Source organism: Bacteroides sp. LFL-34 (genome assembly GCF_027257075.1).
Lineage (GTDB): Bacteria > Bacteroidota > Bacteroidia > Bacteroidales > Bacteroidaceae > Bacteroides > Bacteroides ovatus.
In genome coordinates, this window is sequence record NZ_JAPQKZ010000002.1 from 20,730 (window position 1) to 34,539 (window position 13,810).

Below are 13,810 nucleotides of genomic sequence, written 5' to 3' on the forward strand. Positions count from 1 at the left end.
TTCAGCACAGTCATTCAGCACGGTTTTTTCCCATTATTTTGTCGATAATCAAAGCGATAGCTCCGTCTCCCGTTACATTGCAGGCAGTACCGAAACTATCCATGGCGATGTAAAGCGCAATCATCAAAGCTTGTGCCGATTCGTCGAAACCGAGCATGGATTGCAGAATCCCCAGGGAAGCCATGATTGCTCCACCCGGAACTCCCGGAGCAGCTACCATAGTGATACCCAGCATAAAGATAAACCCGGCAAACAGGGGGAAGTCGAACGGCATTCCCTGCATCATCATCAATGCCAGTGCGCAGGCTACAATTTTCAGTGTACTGCCCGATAGATGGATGGTGGCACATAGCGGAATCACAAATCCGGCTACTTCAGCAGATACTCCGTTCTTTTTGGTCTGTTCCAGTGTCACGGGAATGGTGGCTGCAGATGATTGTGTACCCAATGCCGTGAAGTAAGCGGGCAGCATTTTGCTAAGCAATTTGAATGGATTTCTATGCACAAACAATGCCGCAATGGAATACTGAAAAACCAACAGGAAAATATGAAGAACGAAGATGACTCCGATAATTTTAATAAACACCATCAGGATAGAATATACTTGTCCCGAATGTGTCATGTTGAGGAATATGCCGAAGATATAAAGCGGTAGCAACGGTAGAATGACGGCACTTATCATTCGTACGATAATTTCCTGAAAATCACGTGCCACATTTTTCAATGCGTCGCTGTTGAGTGACGCCAGTCCTAACCCCAGTGTGAAAGCTAAAACCAGAGCTGTCATTACGTTCATCAGTGGCGGAATGGAGACGGAGAAGTAGGGGAGGATTCCCTGCGCTTCGCTTACTTCTTCAAGTGGTGCACCCGGTTCGATGAGCGAAGGAAATACTGTGACTCCTGTGAAGTAGGAGAGAAAGCCTGAAAAAAGAGTAGCGAAGTAGGCGATCAAAGCTGTCACGAGTAGCATTTTTCCTGCGCCTTTTCCGATGTCGGCAATAGCCACAGTAACCAGTCCGACGATAATTAATGGGATAGAGAAATTAAGAAATTCACTGAAAATGCCATTGAACGTAACAAATATTCGCACTAGCGGAGCCGGGAAAACTGTGCCGATGGCAATACCCAAAATGATGGCGATAACGATGCGTGCCAACAAACCGATTTTGATCTTCTTCATCCTTGATTTTATTTGTAGACCACAAAAATAATATTTTAATCTAAAATATTGCGAACAAATGTGCATTTCAAATGTTACTAAGATAAAGAATATTCAAAATATACAAGTTATGGCAAATCAGAATAAAACAGATATCGGACTTATCGGCTTGGCTGTGATGGGCGAGAATCTTGCTTTAAACATGGAGAGTAAGGGATGGCACGTGTCGGTTTATAACCGTACTGTTCCCGGAGTAGAGGAGGGGGTGGTAGAACGCTTCCTGAATGGTCGTGCAAAAGGTAAAAACATCGAAGGATTCACAGATATAAAGGCATTTGTAGATTCGATAGCTATTCCCCGTAAGATTATGATGATGGTTCGTGCCGGAAGTCCGGTTGACGAACTGATGGATCAGCTTTTCCCGTTGCTTTCACCGGGAGATATCCTTATTGATGGCGGTAATTCTAATTACGAAGATACGAACCGTCGTGTCCAACTGGCGGAATCAAAGGGATTTCTTTTCGTCGGTAGCGGTGTGTCCGGTGGTGAAGAGGGAGCCTTGAATGGAGCTTCTATCATGCCCGGTGGTTCGGAAAAAGCATGGCCGGAAGTGAAACCGATTCTTCAAAGTATTGCGGCAAAAGCACCGGACGGCACTCCTTGTTGTCAATGGGTGGGTCCTGCCGGCTCCGGTCATTTTGTGAAGATGATTCACAACGGTATCGAATATGGTGATATGCAGCTGATTGCCGAAGCCTATTGGGTGATGAAAAAGCTGCTTGATCTGACCAATGAGGAAATGGCTGATGTCTTTGCCCGTTGGAACGAAGGCAAACTTCGCAGTTATCTGATCGAAATCACCGCCAACATTCTGCGGCATAAAGACAAATCCGGAGGTTATCTCATTGATAAAATCCTGGATGCAGCCGGACAGAAAGGAACCGGAAAATGGTCGGTTATCAATGCGATGGAACTCGGTATGCCGTTAGGGCTAATTGCCACAGCGGTATTCGAACGAAGCCTTTCTTCACAGAAAGACTTGCGTCACCTGGCTTCCAAGCAATTCCAGTGTCAACATACACAACCTATATATAATAAGGCGGAACTCGTAAAGAATATCTTTTCTGCTCTTTATGCTTCCAAACTCGTCTCTTATGCCCAGGGATTCGCCGTGTTGCAACGTGCTTCCGACGCTTTCGGCTGGCATCTCGACCTGGCTTCCATTGCGCGTATGTGGCGTGGGGGATGCATCATCCGCAGTATATTCCTGAACGATATTGCAGCTGCCTTCGAAGCCACCGACAAGCCTAAACACTTGTTGTTGGCTCCTTATTTTAAAGAAGAAATGAAGACATTGCTTCCCGGATGGAAGAGCCTGGTGGCGGAATCCATGAAAGAAGAACTTCCCGTTCCTGCTTTCTCCTCTGCCCTCAACTATTTCTATTCGCTCACTTCTGCCGATCTGCCCGCCAACCTTGTACAGGCACAACGTGATTATTTCGGTGCGCACACTTTTGAGCGTAAGGATGAGTTGCGCGGACAGTTCTTTCACGAGAACTGGACAGGCCACGGAGGAGATACGAAATCGGGCACCTATAATGTTTGAGTAAACCTATAATTCATATTTAGAAATTAATAAAGTGGATAAATTTGCAATGATAATTTTCGGTGCGTCAGGTGATTTGACCAAGCGTAAGCTGATGCCTGCCCTTTACTCCCTCTACCGTGAAAAACGGTTGACCGGAGAGTTTTCCATATTGGGTATCGGGCGTACGGTCTATTCTGACGATAACTACCGTTCCTATATATTAGAAGAACTACAACAGTTTGTCAAGTCTGAAGAACAGGACACAGCTCTTATGGCTTCATTTGTCTCCCATCTCTACTATTTACCGATGGACCCGGCAAAAGAAGAAGGTTACCCGCAACTCCGCCAACGTCTGGTTGAATTGACTAATGAGGTAGATCCGGACAATCTGCTGTTCTATCTTGCCACTCCGCCATCACTTTACGGAGTAGTGCCCCTCTATTTGAAAGCTGCCGGACTTAACACTCCCCACTCGCGCATCATCGTTGAGAAACCTTTCGGCTATGATCTCGAGTCGGCACTTGAACTGAATAAAACGTATGCCTCTGTTTTCAATGAGCATCAAATTTACCGTATCGACCATTTTCTCGGTAAGGAAACGGCCCAGAATGTACTGGCTTTCCGTTTTGCCAACGGTATCTTCGAACCTCTCTGGAATCGTAACTATATTGACTACGTAGAAATTACAGCCGTAGAAAATCTGGGTATCGAGCAACGAGGCGGGTTCTATGAAACGGCAGGTGCGCTACGGGATATGGTGCAGAATCATCTGATACAGCTCGTGGCCCTTACGGCTATGGAACCGCCTGCTGTTTTCAATGCAGACAATTTCCGTAATGAAGTGGTGAAGGTCTACGAATCTCTTACTCCATTGAATGATATCGATTTGAATGAACATATTGTTCGCGGACAATATACAGCCTCCGGTAGTAAAAAAGGATACCGTGAAGAAAAAGGAGTGGCTCCCGATTCGCGCACGGAAACTTATATTGCCATGAAACTGGGCATTAGTAACTGGCGCTGGAGTGGCGTTCCGTTCTACATTCGTACAGGTAAACAAATGCCGACGAAAGTAACGGAAATCGTTGTGCATTTCCGGGAAACACCTCACCAGATGTTTCATTGTGCTAGTGGCAACTGTCCACGGGCTAATAAATTGATCCTTCGTTTGCAACCGAATGAAGGAATTGTGCTCAAAATCGGAATGAAAGTCCCCGGTGCAGGTTTCGAAGTCCGCCAGGTGACGATGGATTTCAGTTATGCACAGTTGGGCGGTGTGCCTAGTGGTGACGCTTATGCCCGTCTGATAGATGATTGTATCCAGGGCGATCCGACTTTATTTACTCGAAGTGATGCAGTAGAAGCCTCATGGAAATTCTTCGATCCGGTGCTCCGCTATTGGAAAGATAACCCCGATGCGCCTCTTTACGGTTATCCCGCAGGTACGTGGGGACCTTTGGAAAGTGAAGCAATGATGCACGAACATGGGGCTGACTGGACGAATCCTTGTAAGAATTTGACAAATACAGATCAATATTGTGAATTATGAAACTATCAGTTTTTTCCTCATCAATTGAAACTTCACGAGCATTGATACTCCGCCTGGTGGAAATCATGAATGAAGAGCCGGACAGAGTGTTCAATATCGCAGTTAGTGGTGGTAATACCCCTGCTCTGATGTTCGATTTATGGGCGAATGAATATATGGAAATTACCCCTTGGGACCGTATGCGGATTTATTGGGTGGATGAACGTTGTGTGCCTCCCGATGATTCGGACAGTAATTACGGAATGATGCGCAACCTTCTTTTGGGTATCACTCCTATTCTCTATGAGAATGTATTCCGTATCCGTGGAGAGGCAAAGCCTGCGAAAGAGGCGGTTCGTTATTCGGAGTTAGTCCGGCAGCAAGTGCCGTTTAAGCGTGGTTGGCCCGAATTCGATATTATACTGTTGGGAGCCGGAGATGACGGACACACTTCTTCGATCTTTCCCGGGCAAGAAGATTTGCTGACTTCAAACTCTATTTATGTGGTCAGTGCACATCCCCGTAACGGGCAGAAGCGTATCGCAATGACGGGATACCCCATTCAGAATGCCCGCTATGTCATTTTCCTGATTACCGGAAAAAATAAAGCCGATGTAGTAGAAGAAATCTGTAATTCGGGAGACACTGGTCCCGCAGCCTATGTGGCTCATCATGCGCAAAATGTAGAACTGTTTATGGATAAAGGGGCTGCCGCATATATTGAAGATCCTAATAAAAAGATGAGTTAGAACAGAACTATTTCATTGACGAAACTAATAGAAAAAAAAGAAAAATATGAATCCTTATCAACATTCATTTGATGGTAATATCCCACAAGACGTAGCGGGGAAACAAGGCGAAAATGTTATTTTTATTGTTTATACTTTAAAAGATTCGCCTGAAACTCTTGACAAAGTAAAAGATGTGTGTGCCAATTTCTCGGCCCTGATTCGCAGTATGCGTAACCGTTTTCCTGATATGATGTTCAGTTGTACCATGGGATTTGGAGCCGATGCCTGGAACCGTCTTTTCCCGGAACAGGGAAAACCCAAAGAACTGAAAACTTTCGAAGAGATAAAAGGCGAGAAGCATACGGCAGTTTCTACTCCGGGCGACTTATTGTTTCATATCCGTGCAAAACAGATGGGATTATGTTTTGAGTTTGCATCTATCATCGATGAGAAACTTCAAGGCGTGGTTGAACCTGTCGACGAAACTCACGGTTTCAGATATATGGATGGCAAGGCCATTATCGGCTTTGTGGATGGAACGGAGAATCCGGCGGTTGATGAAAATCCCTATCATTTTGCAGTTGTAGGAGAGGAAGATGCTGATTTTGCAGGAGGCAGCTATGTCTTTGTGCAGAAGTATATTCACGATATGGTTGCGTGGAACTCCTTACCTGTGGAAGAACAGGAGAAAGTGATCGGGCGTCGTAAGTTTAACGATGTCGAACTGTCTGACGAGGAGAAACCTCAAAATGCGCATAATGCCGTCACTAATATTGGTGATGACCTGAAAATAGTGCGTGCCAATATGCCGTTCGCCAATACGTCTAAGGGAGAATATGGTACTTACTTCATCGGCTATGCAAGTACGTTCACTACTACCCGGCAGATGTTGGAAAGTATGTTTATTGGCAATCCGGTAGGCAATACCGACCGTTTACTGGACTTTAGTACAGCAGTTACGGGAACACTTTTCTTTGCTCCTTCCTACGATTTGCTAGGTGAACTGGGCGAATAAAAAATAAAAGACTGGGGGAGTATTACACTTTAGTAATCTCCTCCACTACATATTGGTCTTTTACTTTCTTGCAGGTACATACGAAGAATTCCGGATGTTTCAGAGCTCCTTGTAAAGTATCAGGAAGAATCATTTCTTTAGTACGACGGTCCATTGCAACCGTTGCATACAGGATACCTTCACTCTCGCATTTCTCTATTAATGCACTTTTTAGTTCTTCTACGCTATATTCCATTTGTGTGATCCTTTGTCGCTGCAAAGTTATGGAAAATATGTATATTTTGTGCAATTATATTCCTGTAATAAATAAAAAAAATAGCTCCCTAGTTCGTCCGCCGACGAGGGAGCTATTAACACAAAAACTAAACTAGACACATTTTTGGAAATCTAGTTGTATATTCTGTATATCAATTATATAGTCCTGCTTTTTTTTATGGTTCGACCATAATTCGACCATTTGATGTTTTATGTACTATCAAGATTTCTATATTTCATATTTTATATTACTTTAAATATTATATTTGCGCATTGTCAAACTAAAATAGTGCGTTTATGAAATCGTTATTAAAAAATGTCCTAAGAAGGATAAGTAAAAAACAATCTTCTAAAGAAGATAATGCAACAGCCTTTTATCCCCAGTGTTGTGCAAAAGTGGATGATTCCGCTCGTATGCGTATAAAAATGTCTTATGACCAAAATGTAAAAGAAACTATATCAAGCTTGAAAACACTTGCTAATGATATGTCTAGTGGCTTTGTTACTTTTAAAAAGTTTCAGACTAGGCGTTATCAATACAACCCGGATGCAGATGCAACTCTATATGCTTCAAGACTGCTTCGTGCAGCTTCTATATTGGAGTTCCTATTAACTGATCCTGATAATAAATCTTAGAGATTCATTTTTTCAGCTAGAGCAGAGAGCCCTATCAGTAGTTCAGTTATATTTTTGGCTTTTCCGACAACATCATCAACTTTCGCTGCTGTATCAGGGCTTAACTCCTTTTCTAATCGTTCTAGCTGCATTTGAAATGTATCAAAACTTAATATATATAAGTCTCTTTCAACAGTGAATCCCCCTTTTTCTGCAAAATTGAATATTTCAAAATTCAACGTAAGATATTCAATACCATATCCTTTATAGTCAATAAATCTCCTATTTTTGAACTCCTCTAAAACTATTTCATATTGTTCTTTACTGATCCTAAGGTCTGGTATATCTTTATAATTTAGTTTAGCTGTTCTTTTCCCGTTTGCTACAACCAAAATATAATTTAATACTTTATCCTTTTCTTCAGCTGTTATAACTAAAGGATATTCTCTTTCATCTTTTGGGGGTACAGTTCTAATTGGGCGCATATTTGAAAAAATATTTATTCTATTGTTTATATAGTTTCATTCTAGTATTACTGTAATACATTATATCTTTTTCTATTTCGCAGGGAATTGTTAAATTGTCTTTTTCTACTATTAGATTCACAATATTGTCGTTTATAGAGTATTTACCTGATACCGTTTCTTTCCATTCATATTCTAAATCCTCATTATCATCTGCAACATTATATATTGTGAAAGATTTCAAGTCAAAAGATATAGCAAAAAAAGATCTTAAATAAGGAGTGCCTTCTTCAAAAGACAATCGAGTTTTTCCGTACCAGTCTTTTGCAGAAGTCCATGTTGTTCCTGCTAAATTAATACTGTCATCAGAGCATGAATTAAATATAAGCACAAATAAGAAGGATAGTATTAAAAATCTTTTTTTCATACGTATATAAGTTTATCCTACATTTCGTTCATTTTTCAACATAGCCAGTTCACCCTTTAATTTTTGGTTTTCTTCCAAAAGCCGTTGGGTAAGCACTGTTTTTTCGTTAATCTCATCTTGTAGATTGGCTATGGTATATACAATACTTTTCAATTTGTCCATTCCTGGTTCTGTTTCTTCTTTTTGAATGAGTATGTCACCTTTGCCTCGTAATAACCACTCTGCGGAAATGTCGTCAAATGACGTGAGTGCTTTCTCGATGAGTTCTGAATCTATTGTGCTTCTTCTTCCTGTTAAATAATTATTCAGAGTTGAATAATTGAATCCTATTGCTATCGCAAAGGCTCTTGGGGAATATCCTTTTGCTTCAATAATCATTTTAATTCGGTCTATTAACGTATCCATAAGCTTGCTTAAAAAGTTAAATATTGTCATATGGCGATATAAAAATGTTATTTCGATTTGCAATATCGTCAAATAGCAATATATTTGCATCATAAATCAATCAATCATACAAACATACAAAAATTGATTGATAAAACAAATGTGAAACTCTATAAATGTGACAGACATGAAACGATTTGATTTATCCGAAATAATGAGAAATGCTCATAGAACCTATAAGTATTCAGGCAAGAAGCAGGGAAAAACTTTTGGAGAGGTTCTGAAAGCTACTTGGAGACTTGCTAAACTTCAAGAAAATTTCTCACAGGAAGCCATGAAAGCAAGAACGGATAAATTCTTATCAGAAAGAAACGAGGTAATGAACAAAGCGGCTAAAGCTACAAGACATGAGGGATACAATAACCTCAGTATTCCCGCTTCTGCTTACTACAACTCAAATAGTACTCATTACGGTGCACATTACGTTGGAGATTAATCAAATTATACAACAATGGATAAAAGAACCGAACTAGAAATACAGCGAGACAAATATGAAGCTGTGATTGAAGAACGAGACGCGTTGATCAGCTCTTTGAGAGGTGAGAATGAAAAACTCAAACGAGATTTAGAATCAGAACGTGGATTTTATAGAGAGAAAGTTTCCCAATGTGATGATTTGAAGAAATTTATTGAATCGCAACGAAACTTAATGGACATAGTTTTGAAGAACAACCAAAGTATTCTCTAACCCTCACTAAAGTCAAACCAAACCGCCGGTTATCCGGTACCCAGTCCGGTCTTTGAGCCTGCCCTTGAAGGGAGACTGGGAACAACAGAGAAGAGTTCTTTGACATATTGGTAAAATGGTGTTTTGGAAGCTGACACATGCCGAAAGGGATTACTGACGTAGGCGGGCTTCTCAACGATATAATGCTGTGGTTAATGGTCAAGCCGTATCGTTGTAAAACTAAATCAGTTAGACGTTTGTCGGCAAATCGAGGTATTTGCTTTATGTATATAAAGGTGATGTAGCTTAGTTGGTTAGAGCGCATGTTTCTACATGAGGTCGGCGGTTCGAATCCGTTCATCACTTCAGTGTTTAATTGACGTTACAACTGCGTGTATATCTTATAAATTGCATAGGCTGTTAAACTAATAATAAAGAATAGAAATGAAATGTAGGAAATTGACTCACAAATTGCGAAGATTTTATTGCGTGGTACGGCTGGCGTTACGGTCATTTTGGAATTGTATAAGCTATAGAGGATATATTCTTCTACCCGTTTTTGAGCGTTGCGTATCATCACGTTGCTCATTGCTCGATTCTCGTATATGGTTATACACGAAAAAAGGATGGATAGTGCGTTTGAACATATTACCACCAATAGTAAAATTCGACTGCAAGCGTTGTTGGTTGAAAGATTGCTTAAAGAAACAAGTACAGCAAAAGTAGCAGATGCAACAGTCAACAGAGTGCTTTGGAGTCTGAAAGTCCATTCGATTTTTTTCTCTAAAGTTTCTTTGTAGTATGAAACTACTTTTTCTTCATTATTCATATTTTTCTTGTTTTTTGATTTGACACTTCAAAAATAAGAAAATCCCCCGTTCCTTTTTTATTAGCGAATAATCTTGGAACGGGAAAATTATTAACTAATTAATAATCACATGATTCAAGTAACAATTAAAAACGATAGGAATGAGAATTTGGAAGATGCCACATTCTCATTGCATGTAGAGAATATGCCGATAAAATCAGCTAAAATAGTAGCCGAAAAGCTTCCTGCTATGATACAGAAAGCTTTTGGGGATTATGCAGATTGTAAAGTCGGGTTTAATCGAGATAAAAAGAGAGATAATGAATGAATTTCTTCACTTAATTTTTGATTTTACACCCCAAAGTTAAGTAAATCCTCCGAATAAAGCGTGATGCTGCCGATCGAATTGGTTCGGGGGAGCTTTTATTTTAAAATTAATCAGTATGGAAAAAGAAATAGAAAGACGCAGTATAATCAATGTTTTGCGAAACATGGACGTTGGTGCAATAGAAGTATTTCCTATCATTCAAAAAACGTCTGTTACTTACACTTTAAATGCTCGGCTTTATAAAGAAAAAGCTGAAGGAATGGTTTGGAAAACAAAGTCAGACGTAAAAAATATGCAGTTTATAGTAACTAGAATTGCGTAACTACCTTGTTTGTTGAGATGATTAGAGGTGAAATGGCTGAAATATTGCTAGATAATATTCTCCGTCTGTTTTCTACAGAGACATTCGGAAAAGATAAGTCTGCATATTATGTAGGTGGGGAAAAGAAATTGATGAATCTTATAGAAGCGGGTAAGATTGAAAGTGATAAGCCTGTAAATGCTCAAAATGGTAAATGGCACTGTAATGCTGCTCAGGTATTACTTCATTGCCGATGCGCTAAGAAAGTCAAACGTAAAAAACGGAAGAAATGAAAACATTGAAAATCGTTCATAACATTTTTACAGTGGTTGCCTTATTGGTAGCTATGTATATAGGTGGGGGAATCGAAGCTACAAGAAGTGATATCGCTTGGTCATATATCATATTCTTCGTAGTCGTTGTACTATTGGTTACTAGATTTATCTATGAAGATAAGAAACAAAATAAAAATAGCCTGTGAAGGTCAACATTGCTTAATTTTAGTATTTGCCAATTAGCCCGGTTCTCCGGGCATCTGCCGGGATAGCCCAGTTGGTTAGAGCGCATGTTTCCACATGAGGTCAGCGGTTCGAATCCGTTTCCCGGCTCAACTCAATCAGAGTTAAGTAACCCGTGAGGGTGAAAATATATTTGCATTATATATACAATCAATGTAGCCGGAAGCGTCTGGCTACGACCTGAAGGAATGGCGGAATTGGTAAACGCAAGTATGCAGATAGATTGAAGAAAGTCATACATAGGTAATCTATCATCCCGGTTCGAGTCCGGGTTCCTTCACAGAGAATTTTTCTTTTTATGTTTAACTAATGTTGCCAGCGAAAAGGACGCTGTAGGGTTAAAGCCCCTGTTATTTGAGTTTTAATTGTTCTATACTATTCCGGTGTGCTTTGAACGGCTATCCGGAAGCAAGAAGCTCGTGAGAGTGCTATTTAATTAATAGTTAATGTCGTGTTTTATTTTGTGTTTGTGTTCTAGGTGAATGGTTCGTGAGAATAGTTCACTTGAAACGGATGGCTGGTGTAATTGGCAGCATACGCAGATATGCGTGATGTGGGTTCGAGCCCCACGCCATTCACCCTTTTGATCCTATTAAATTATAGTAGTTCATGAGTTTTGTTTTGTGTTTGTGATTGGGGTGTACGGTCTGTGAAGATAGTGCACCTTTTTAATTAATCGGGCGGATATGTATATCGTTGGTTGAAACTGCGGTGAGGTGCACCAATATTCCGTGAGACCGGTTCGACTCCGGTTCCGTCCACTAGCATTTACATTATGTATAAATCAGGGAGCCGTACACCCTTCAAGCGTAGCCGTTCCATAAGGTACATTGGATTATTCTTATTTTTTTGCCTGTACGATATTGTACAGGCAGTTTTTACTACCTGAAAATGGCGTTAAAAAGGCGAAGTTTCTGTTTGCTAAACTTGTCAATAACGATTACCTTTACTGATGTAATAAACTAAAAGTCAAACCATTAATTCAGAATTATGAAAGAATTAGTAACCATTCAGCAAAAGCTGAAAGCCCCGAAAGGGCAATTTAATAAGTTCGGTAGTTACAAATACCGTAGTTGTGAGGATATTCTTGAGTCAGTGAAACCTATTCTGACTGAAACAAAGTGTTCGTTAACTCTCAGTGATGAGATGGTGCCAGTAGGCAATAGAATTTATGTAAAAGCAACTGCCACTTTAACCAACGAAAAAGGGGAAAAAGAAATAGTGACTGCTTTTGCGAGAGAAGAGGAAACAAAGAAGGGAATGGATGGCAGCCAAATTACCGGAGCCTCATCTTCTTATGCAAGAAAGTATGCTCTTAACGGTCTATTTTGCATTGATGATACAAAAGACAGTGATGCAACTAACACTCACGATAAAGAAGACGCACAACAGCCTGCAAAAACACCGGCTAGTATGAAGAATCCAGTTTATACTGGTGCCCAACTGAAAAAGGCTATTGCTGACATGCTTGCTGTCAAAAGCAGAGCTGAACTTGAAAAAGTATGGTATGCTAATCCGGCTATGCAAAATGATAAAGAGTTTGTAAATGCTTGTATGGAAATGGGCAAAATTTATCCTGCATCATGATAGAGTTGGTTAAATCGAGTGTGGTTTTCTCAGAAGAGAATCACACATATTTTCTTGGTGAAAAGCAACTGAAAGGTATTACCGGAATGATAAGCCGGCAACTATTTCCCAATAAGTATAGGGATATTCCAGAATACATATTGAAAAAAGCTGCTGAAAAAGGCAGTCGTATTCATGGACAATGCCAGTTTGCTGATGTTACAGGATTACCACCCGAGAGTATTGAAGCTATTAATTATATCAGGGAAAGAGTAAATGCCGGATATAAGGCTTTTGCCAATGAGTACACTGTTTCAGACAATGAATATTTTGCATCGAATATTGATTGTGTTTGGGAAAAGGACGAAAAAATCAGTCTTGGCGACATCAAGACTACTGCAAGCCTTGACCGTGAGTATTTGAGTTGGCAGCTATCAATCTATGCCTATTTGTTTGAACTTCAAAATCCACTAATTAAAGTTGATAAACTGTTTGGCATTTGGTTACGTGGAAATAAGTCGGAATTAGTCGAGATTGAGCGTAAGCCGGATGCAGAGGTTAAGAGATTACTGGAGTGTGAGATTAAAGGTGAACAGTTCTTACCTAATGCTCCTGTTCCAGCCGATGAGAAGCAGCTTATTCCTATGCAATTAGTAAATACTATTATTGATATAGAGGAACAGGCGAGTTATATCGCTGAAGTGCAGAAAGGTTATAAGGAACAGCTTAAAAGTGCCATGCGTGAGAACGGTGTTAAATCATGGGACGCCGGTCGGTTGCGTGTTAGCTATACTCCCTCTTCAACGGGTAAGAGTTTTGATGCAAAGAAGTTTCAGGAAGATCACCCGGAACTATATTCTCAATATTTAAAAACATCAACTAAAGCGGATAGTATTCGTGTAACTATAAGGGAGGAAGGAAAATGAGTGTTAATAAAGTAATTCTTATAGGGCGTGCCGGTAAAGACCCGGATGTGAGAACATTGGACGGTGGAGCGAAAGTAGCTTCTTTATCTTTTGCCACAACAGATAAGGCGTACACCTTACAAAATGGAACCCAGGTGCCGGAACGTACAGAATGGCATAATCTTATTTTTTGGAATAAGACTGCTGAAATAGTTGAGAAGTACGTCCATAAAGGAGATAAGTTGTATATAGAAGGTAAGTTACGCACTCGTAACTATGACGATAGCAAAGGAGTTAAACGTTACATAACTGAAGTCTTTGTTGATAGTATCGAGATGCTTACACCGAAAGTTCAACAACAGGCTGCTCCTGTACCACCACCGTTACCAACGCAACAGCCTACACAGAGACAGCAACAACAAGTACAGCAGCCTGCATATCAGCAACAGCCATATCAACAGGTATCACCGCCTGATGATTTACCATTCTAA

General features: G+C 40.4%; 19 protein-coding genes and 5 tRNA genes. 19 read left to right on the plus strand and 5 right to left on the minus strand.

Going from position 1 to position 13,810, the window contains the following annotated elements:
• Positions 1 to 10 precede the first annotated feature (10 nt).
• On the minus strand, positions 11 to 1,180 hold the full coding sequence (locus N5O98_RS00350; protein ID WP_004297835.1) for a dicarboxylate/amino acid:cation symporter: 1,170 nt from the start codon (positions 1,178 to 1,180) through the stop codon (positions 11 to 13).
• A gap of 109 nt (positions 1,181 to 1,289) precedes the next feature.
• Here N5O98_RS00350 and gnd point away from each other — a divergent pair, with 109 nt between their 5' ends.
• From gnd to N5O98_RS00370, 4 genes are read left to right on the plus strand one after another with little or no spacing between them, the layout of a single operon-like run.
• The gene (gene gnd, locus N5O98_RS00355; RefSeq protein ID WP_032846467.1) at positions 1,290 to 2,765 is read left to right on the plus strand and encodes a decarboxylating NADP(+)-dependent phosphogluconate dehydrogenase; all 1,476 of its coding nucleotides are present in this window, start codon (positions 1,290 to 1,292) and stop codon (positions 2,763 to 2,765) included.
• Positions 2,766 to 2,799: 34 nt separating this feature from the next.
• The gene (gene zwf, locus N5O98_RS00360; RefSeq protein WP_004310726.1) at positions 2,800 to 4,296 is read left to right on the plus strand and encodes a glucose-6-phosphate dehydrogenase; all 1,497 of its coding nucleotides are present in this window, start codon (positions 2,800 to 2,802) and stop codon (positions 4,294 to 4,296) included.
• Positions 4,293 to 5,024, plus strand: a complete 732-nt coding sequence (pgl, locus tag N5O98_RS00365) for a 6-phosphogluconolactonase (RefSeq protein ID WP_004326922.1) — start codon at positions 4,293 to 4,295, stop codon at positions 5,022 to 5,024. Before zwf ends, pgl begins: the two co-directional genes overlap by 4 nt.
• A gap of 46 nt (positions 5,025 to 5,070) precedes the next feature.
• The gene (locus N5O98_RS00370; protein WP_004326923.1) at positions 5,071 to 6,021 is read left to right on the plus strand and encodes a Dyp-type peroxidase; all 951 of its coding nucleotides are present in this window, start codon (positions 5,071 to 5,073) and stop codon (positions 6,019 to 6,021) included.
• A gap of 22 nt (positions 6,022 to 6,043) precedes the next feature.
• On the opposite strand, the gene N5O98_RS00375 is transcribed toward N5O98_RS00370, so the two are convergent.
• Positions 6,044 to 6,256: a hypothetical protein gene (locus N5O98_RS00375; protein ID WP_004310918.1), complete on the minus strand. Its 213-nt coding sequence runs from the start codon at positions 6,254 to 6,256 to the stop codon at positions 6,044 to 6,046.
• 317 nt (positions 6,257 to 6,573) lie between these two features.
• On the opposite strand from N5O98_RS00375, the gene N5O98_RS00380 reads away from it, so the two are divergent.
• The gene (locus N5O98_RS00380) at positions 6,574 to 6,912 is read left to right on the plus strand and encodes a hypothetical protein (protein WP_004300192.1); all 339 of its coding nucleotides are present in this window, start codon (positions 6,574 to 6,576) and stop codon (positions 6,910 to 6,912) included.
• On the opposite strand, the gene N5O98_RS00385 is transcribed toward N5O98_RS00380, so the two are convergent.
• The 3 genes from N5O98_RS00385 to N5O98_RS00395 are packed head-to-tail and all read right to left on the minus strand — an operon-like array spanning position 6,909 to position 8,187.
• On the minus strand, positions 6,909 to 7,376 hold the full coding sequence (locus N5O98_RS00385) for a hypothetical protein (protein ID WP_004318837.1): 468 nt from the start codon (positions 7,374 to 7,376) through the stop codon (positions 6,909 to 6,911). The two genes, N5O98_RS00380 and N5O98_RS00385, sit on opposite strands and share 4 nt — an antisense overlap.
• A 19-nt stretch (positions 7,377 to 7,395) precedes the next feature.
• Entirely contained in the window at positions 7,396 to 7,782 is a 387-nt protein-coding gene (locus tag N5O98_RS00390; RefSeq protein WP_004318836.1) for a hypothetical protein, read from the minus strand.
• 12 nt (positions 7,783 to 7,794) lie between these two features.
• Positions 7,795 to 8,187: a helix-turn-helix domain-containing protein gene (locus N5O98_RS00395; RefSeq protein ID WP_229102182.1), complete on the minus strand. Its 393-nt coding sequence runs from the start codon at positions 8,185 to 8,187 to the stop codon at positions 7,795 to 7,797.
• Positions 8,188 to 8,353: 166 nt separating this feature from the next.
• On the opposite strand from N5O98_RS00395, the gene N5O98_RS00400 reads away from it, so the two are divergent.
• The 14 genes from N5O98_RS00400 (at position 8,354) to N5O98_RS00465 (ending at position 13,810) form a co-directional block, all read left to right on the plus strand.
• Positions 8,354 to 8,662, plus strand: a complete 309-nt coding sequence (locus N5O98_RS00400) for a hypothetical protein (protein WP_024987878.1) — start codon at positions 8,354 to 8,356, stop codon at positions 8,660 to 8,662.
• Between the two features lie 15 nt (positions 8,663 to 8,677).
• A complete protein-coding gene (locus N5O98_RS00405) occupies positions 8,678 to 8,914 on the plus strand; it encodes a hypothetical protein (protein ID WP_004300198.1) in 237 nt (78 codons plus the stop codon).
• 274 nt (positions 8,915 to 9,188) lie between these two features.
• Positions 9,189 to 9,259 (plus strand) — tRNA-OTHER (locus tag N5O98_RS00410).
• A 572-nt stretch (positions 9,260 to 9,831) separates the two neighbouring features.
• Positions 9,832 to 10,029, plus strand: coding sequence for a hypothetical protein (locus N5O98_RS00415; protein ID WP_118313724.1), 198 nt, complete (start codon positions 9,832 to 9,834; stop codon positions 10,027 to 10,029).
• 115 nt (positions 10,030 to 10,144) lie between these two features.
• A complete protein-coding gene (locus N5O98_RS00420; protein WP_073348407.1) occupies positions 10,145 to 10,351 on the plus strand; it encodes a hypothetical protein in 207 nt (68 codons plus the stop codon).
• Positions 10,352 to 10,368: 17 nt separating this feature from the next.
• Complete coding sequence (locus tag N5O98_RS00425; RefSeq protein WP_118299476.1) at positions 10,369 to 10,623, plus strand: hypothetical protein; 255 nt, start codon at positions 10,369 to 10,371, stop codon at positions 10,621 to 10,623.
• Entirely contained in the window at positions 10,620 to 10,811 is a 192-nt protein-coding gene (locus N5O98_RS00430; RefSeq protein WP_117610711.1) for a hypothetical protein, read from the plus strand. Before N5O98_RS00425 ends, N5O98_RS00430 begins: the two co-directional genes overlap by 4 nt.
• A gap of 56 nt (positions 10,812 to 10,867) precedes the next feature.
• Positions 10,868 to 10,938 (plus strand) — tRNA-OTHER (locus N5O98_RS00435).
• Between the two features lie 92 nt (positions 10,939 to 11,030).
• Positions 11,031 to 11,128 (plus strand) — tRNA-OTHER (locus N5O98_RS00440).
• A 231-nt stretch (positions 11,129 to 11,359) separates the two neighbouring features.
• Positions 11,360 to 11,426: transfer RNA gene (locus N5O98_RS00445), tRNA-OTHER, on the plus strand.
• Positions 11,427 to 11,526: 100 nt separating this feature from the next.
• A tRNA-OTHER gene (locus N5O98_RS00450) sits at positions 11,527 to 11,609 on the plus strand.
• A gap of 229 nt (positions 11,610 to 11,838) precedes the next feature.
• Positions 11,839 to 12,435 (plus strand): ERF family protein, encoded by a 597-nt coding sequence (locus tag N5O98_RS00455; RefSeq protein WP_009039406.1) that lies wholly within the window; start codon positions 11,839 to 11,841, stop codon positions 12,433 to 12,435.
• The gene (locus N5O98_RS00460) at positions 12,432 to 13,340 is read left to right on the plus strand and encodes a hypothetical protein (protein ID WP_032851137.1); all 909 of its coding nucleotides are present in this window, start codon (positions 12,432 to 12,434) and stop codon (positions 13,338 to 13,340) included. Before N5O98_RS00455 ends, N5O98_RS00460 begins: the two co-directional genes overlap by 4 nt.
• Entirely contained in the window at positions 13,337 to 13,810 is a 474-nt protein-coding gene (locus N5O98_RS00465; RefSeq protein ID WP_008775943.1) for a single-stranded DNA-binding protein, read from the plus strand. Before N5O98_RS00460 ends, N5O98_RS00465 begins: the two co-directional genes overlap by 4 nt.

Coding starts and splice junctions, on each gene's coding strand:
- N5O98_RS00400 (WP_024987878.1), top strand. CDS start 8,354: ATGAAACGATTTGATTTATCCGAAATAATGAGAAATGCTCATAGAACC.
- N5O98_RS00465 (WP_008775943.1), top strand. CDS start 13,337: ATGAGTGTTAATAAAGTAATTCTTATAGGGCGTGCCGGTAAAGACCCG.
- N5O98_RS00380 (WP_004300192.1), top strand. CDS start 6,574: ATGAAATCGTTATTAAAAAATGTCCTAAGAAGGATAAGTAAAAAACAA.
- N5O98_RS00455 (WP_009039406.1), top strand. CDS start 11,839: ATGAAAGAATTAGTAACCATTCAGCAAAAGCTGAAAGCCCCGAAAGGG.
- N5O98_RS00405 (WP_004300198.1), top strand. CDS start 8,678: ATGGATAAAAGAACCGAACTAGAAATACAGCGAGACAAATATGAAGCT.
- N5O98_RS00370 (WP_004326923.1), top strand. CDS start 5,071: ATGAATCCTTATCAACATTCATTTGATGGTAATATCCCACAAGACGTA.
- N5O98_RS00375 (WP_004310918.1), bottom strand. CDS start 6,256: ATGGAATATAGCGTAGAAGAACTAAAAAGTGCATTAATAGAGAAATGC.
- N5O98_RS00460 (WP_032851137.1), top strand. CDS start 12,432: ATGATAGAGTTGGTTAAATCGAGTGTGGTTTTCTCAGAAGAGAATCAC.
- N5O98_RS00395 (WP_229102182.1), bottom strand. CDS start 8,187: ATGGATACGTTAATAGACCGAATTAAAATGATTATTGAAGCAAAAGGA.
- N5O98_RS00425 (WP_118299476.1), top strand. CDS start 10,369: ATGATTAGAGGTGAAATGGCTGAAATATTGCTAGATAATATTCTCCGT.
- gnd (WP_032846467.1), top strand. CDS start 1,290: ATGGCAAATCAGAATAAAACAGATATCGGACTTATCGGCTTGGCTGTG.
- pgl (WP_004326922.1), top strand. CDS start 4,293: ATGAAACTATCAGTTTTTTCCTCATCAATTGAAACTTCACGAGCATTG.
- N5O98_RS00385 (WP_004318837.1), bottom strand. CDS start 7,376: ATGCGCCCAATTAGAACTGTACCCCCAAAAGATGAAAGAGAATATCCT.
- N5O98_RS00415 (WP_118313724.1), top strand. CDS start 9,832: ATGATTCAAGTAACAATTAAAAACGATAGGAATGAGAATTTGGAAGAT.
- N5O98_RS00350 (WP_004297835.1), bottom strand. CDS start 1,180: ATGAAGAAGATCAAAATCGGTTTGTTGGCACGCATCGTTATCGCCATC.
- N5O98_RS00420 (WP_073348407.1), top strand. CDS start 10,145: ATGGAAAAAGAAATAGAAAGACGCAGTATAATCAATGTTTTGCGAAAC.
- N5O98_RS00430 (WP_117610711.1), top strand. CDS start 10,620: ATGAAAACATTGAAAATCGTTCATAACATTTTTACAGTGGTTGCCTTA.
- N5O98_RS00390 (WP_004318836.1), bottom strand. CDS start 7,782: ATGAAAAAAAGATTTTTAATACTATCCTTCTTATTTGTGCTTATATTT.